General features: G+C 29.8%; 3 protein-coding genes. All 3 read left to right on the forward strand.

From position 1 onward, the window contains the following. The first annotated feature begins 189 nt into the window (after window positions 1-189). The 3 genes from RMN92_RS09395 to RMN92_RS09405 are packed head-to-tail and all read left to right on the forward strand — an operon-like array spanning window position 190 to window position 3405. Window positions 190-1791 carry a glycosyl hydrolase 108 family protein gene (locus tag RMN92_RS09395; protein ID WP_309609200.1) on the forward strand — a complete coding sequence of 534 codons (1602 nt, stop codon included), beginning with the start codon at window positions 190-192 and terminating at the stop codon, window positions 1789-1791. A 15-nt stretch (window positions 1792-1806) separates the two neighbouring features. Next, window positions 1807-2562: a hypothetical protein gene (locus tag RMN92_RS09400; protein ID WP_309609201.1), complete on the forward strand. Its 756-nt coding sequence runs from the start codon at window positions 1807-1809 to the stop codon at window positions 2560-2562. 21 nt (window positions 2563-2583) lie between these two features. Beyond that, entirely contained in the window at window positions 2584-3405 is an 822-nt protein-coding gene (locus RMN92_RS09405; protein ID WP_309609202.1) for a hypothetical protein, read from the forward strand. The last annotated feature ends 317 nt before the right edge of the window (window positions 3406-3722 follow it).

Below are 3722 nucleotides of genomic sequence, written 5' to 3' on the forward strand. Positions count from 1 at the left end.
CAACAGCTTGGAACATGAAGAAAATGATGGAAATATTGAAACAGAAAATAATTTTCTATTTTTACCAATCGCAAATTTTCCTGTTTTACAGTTCTATTTTTAAAAATAAATTAGAAAGACGGTTTTGTTAAGGTGCGACTAGATAAAAAAGATAAGTTTATAGCAGATAAAGTATTTGTCACTTTAAATTTGGCGAATATATCAAGAAGTAAAGGTGGCGATTATTTTTACCAAAACTGGTTTGTAGATGTGGAGGTTTTGGAAACCAAAGCGCATGTATTTAGCAAAACTGTTGATGTTGATGTGAGTGTGTTGAAAGTGGATGTTCCGGATAATGAGACTAAGGTGAAGCTTGGGAAAGCAGATGCAATTATTAATTGTGAAGGGAAATTTTGCATCAAAAAAGGCGATAAGAGTGAATTAATTCGAGAAATCAACATACGATTGGCAGGTTTTGGCGGGAATGTACCTACTGATGAATTTACAGATCGTACAGAAAAAATGGTGAAGCAGTTTCAGAAAGATTATATGAAAGTTCCTGAGACTGGGAAGGTTTGTGGGAATGTTTTAAAGGCAATCGATGATTTCCAAATTAAACATGTAATTGATATTAACCAGGCAAAATGTCCATGTGGAAAATGTACTGGATTTGATAATGGTAAAAATGCAGACGAAAAAGGGAATTCAAAAATTCTTGAAATGTACAGAAAATATGAGTATCCTGGAATGCATAGAACAATATTATGGACACAAAGAGCAATTCAATTTTATTTGGCAAATCAAGAAAAAGATAGGAAATTAACAGTTGGAGTGCTTTTCTCTGGCTATCGTTGTACTATAAATAACCAACAGAAAGGCAGGAAAAGTACAAATCATATGGGCAAAGCATCAGATTTACATATATATGGAGGTACAGGCGATAGGGAGAAAAATGCAAATGCGGTAAGAGATGTTTTGGTAAAATATTCAGGTGCAAAATATAGATGGAATGATAAAAATGTTATTGCTTTAGAAGCTGATAATAGAAATGGTACTGCATCAGATTTTAAAGCATCTACATGGGTTCATTACGATGTAAGAACTTTTGAACTAAAATATCTAGAAGACAAGTATTTTGCCAAAACAATGGCAGATTGCAACGGAAAAAATATCGTGGCACTAGCTAGTGAATTGGGTTTTCAAAAAACTTGTTTGTGTAATCCTGCTAAAGCTGCTGCGGTTGATCCAACAACTACAAAACCAGCAACAACCTGTGAAGATAAATTCAAAAAAGTTGCACCAATTATTTTAAAACATGAAGGAGGCTATGTCAATGATCCAGATGATTCAGGTGGAGAAACTAATAAAGGAATTACAATAGGAACATTTAAATCATACGCAAAGGAAGATTTAGGAATTGAGCCTACATCAGAAAATCCAAAGAAATTAACTGATGAACAAGCCACTACTATTTACAGAAAACGATATTGGGAACCAAAAGGTTTTTGTAAAATTTTGGATGATAAGGTTAGTTTAATGATTTATGATTGGACAATAACATCTGGGGGAGCTGTAAAACAGGTTCAAAAACTATTAAAAAGTGATTTTGCTCAAAATATATCTGATGATGGCGGTATGGGGTCAAAAACAATTGATGCAATAAATAATGTTGAAGATCAAGCCAAACTTTTAAAAAGAATAGGAGAAATAAGAAAAGAATATTATACTAATCTTGCAATTAAAGATGGTGTGCACACTAAAAACTACAAGTTTTTAGCTGGGTGGCATAGCAGAGTTGATGATTGCTTATAACATTAAATTTAAATTATGCTTAAAACATTCAATTTTTTAACAATCGCTTTTTTATATCTATTTTCATTGTGTAATAATACTGATAACAAGATTCAAAAAAGTCAGGATACAAGTTTTACTAAAAATATAGAAAAGGTAAATTTTTCGGGTACTTGGAATTACGAATTTAATTCAGATGAAAATGAACTTCTGAATAAAACATTTGAGTTAAATTTGGTTCAGAATAATGATATCATAAAAGGACAATATTGTGCAGTTGCGAAAGGTGGTCGAAAAATTGACTGTAACGACAATAAGTCTTTTAATATTACTGGCAAAATAAAAGACAAGATTGCTTACGTAGATTTTACAGGTTTTTATGATCCTAAATCGAAAGGAAAAGCTAAACTTTATTTTGATAATGGGAATTTAGTCTGGGAAATTTTAAGTGTGAAAGGCGAAGTTTATGCTCCAAAAAAAGTTATCTTAAAAAATGATAGCAAAGCAAAAAATAGCATAGAAGGATTGTATGTTTTAAAATCCTGTGAGAATTCAAGATTTAAAGTTAAAATAGAAAAAAAGGATTCAGATTTTTTTTATTTTGTATTTGATAAAAACAAAATAATATTAAAAGGAAAAGCTTCAATAACAAAAAATCAAATTTCACTAGGTAAAATGGGTGGCGAATTATCTGAAAACACATTAGTTATTCAAAATACTGGAAATTCGATGAATGAGTATAATCATTTCACACAATGCGATGAAAAATATTTGTCCTTTATAAAAAATTAAAAATTTAATAATAAATAAAAAATGATTACAAAAAGTTTAAAATTCTTGACAATAATATTATTTGTAGTTTCTTGTAAAGATGCAAAAAACGAGAAAAATCAAGAAATAAATACAAAAAAAGAAGTTACTAATAATGTTATAGATTCAACTAAATCAACTCCAAAAATAAGTGATGAAGTTGTAATTTCAGATAATTTATTTAAAACCCTACTTCCAACCTCTTATAGAATTGATAAAAATGATGATCCTACAAAAGATTTATCGAAGGATTGGTTTGACTTATTTGAAAAGGATGGAAGTTATTATTTAGAAAAAGCAGCATTTACCATATCAAAAGGCTATGACGAATGTGTTGGAACAGAAACTAAAGCCATCGAGACCAAGAAAAATACCATATTGCTTTTAGATTATAAAAAACTGACTACTGGCAAAGTTGATAATTTACTAATCAGTAAAAAACATATTTGGCCTAAAGAAAATGTAACGTTTGATTTTAAAAATACAACTTATACACTAAGAGGTGTTGGTGATATAAAAAATACTGAAAACAGAACCAACGATAAAGATGAAAATGAAATTTGGCACACAGTAGAAAACTATGAACTATACCTAAAAACATCCGATACAGATGAGCAATTAGTAATATCGGAAAACAATTTTAGCGACACTTTTGTAGTTTTAATTTTTGTAGGTGATATTGACAGAGACGGCAAATTAGATTTTATTTTTGAAGCTAACAGAAATTACGAAGAAAAAAGAGTAATTTTATTTTTATCATCCGAAGCAGAGGAAAATAAGATTATTAAAAAAGTTTCTGAAATAAGTGTACAATTTGATTGTTAACGATACATTAAATCTAGAGAAATAGTAAAAGATAACTTAATTGAATTATTTAAAAAAATAAATTTAAAAAACGGCTTATAAGCCGTTTTGTTCTTTGAAATATAAATGTAATATATTACGGCTACTGCCCCAAATTGTAGCGACAGCCCCGAAATTTCAAAAGCTATTTTTTCTACGAGCAACAGAGCGACCAAAGGAAGCTCCTGTTGCGAGCATAGAAAAAAAGCTTTTGAGACGAGGGCTAGAGCGAAAAGTTGGAATAGGCACGAAAAAGAAAATTGTATTGGCAAAATGTAATTGTTATAAACATTTCATTT

Source organism: Flavobacterium sp. (assembly GCF_031363805.1).
Classification (GTDB): Bacteria; Bacteroidota; Bacteroidia; order Flavobacteriales; family Flavobacteriaceae; genus Flavobacterium.

Excerpts from the sequence above, each read along its gene's own strand:
- RMN92_RS09405 (WP_309609202.1), top strand. The coding sequence starts at position 2,584 with ATGATTACAAAAAGTTTAAAATTCTTGACAATAATATTATTTGTAGTT.
- RMN92_RS09400 (WP_309609201.1), top strand. The coding sequence starts at position 1,807 with ATGCTTAAAACATTCAATTTTTTAACAATCGCTTTTTTATATCTATTT.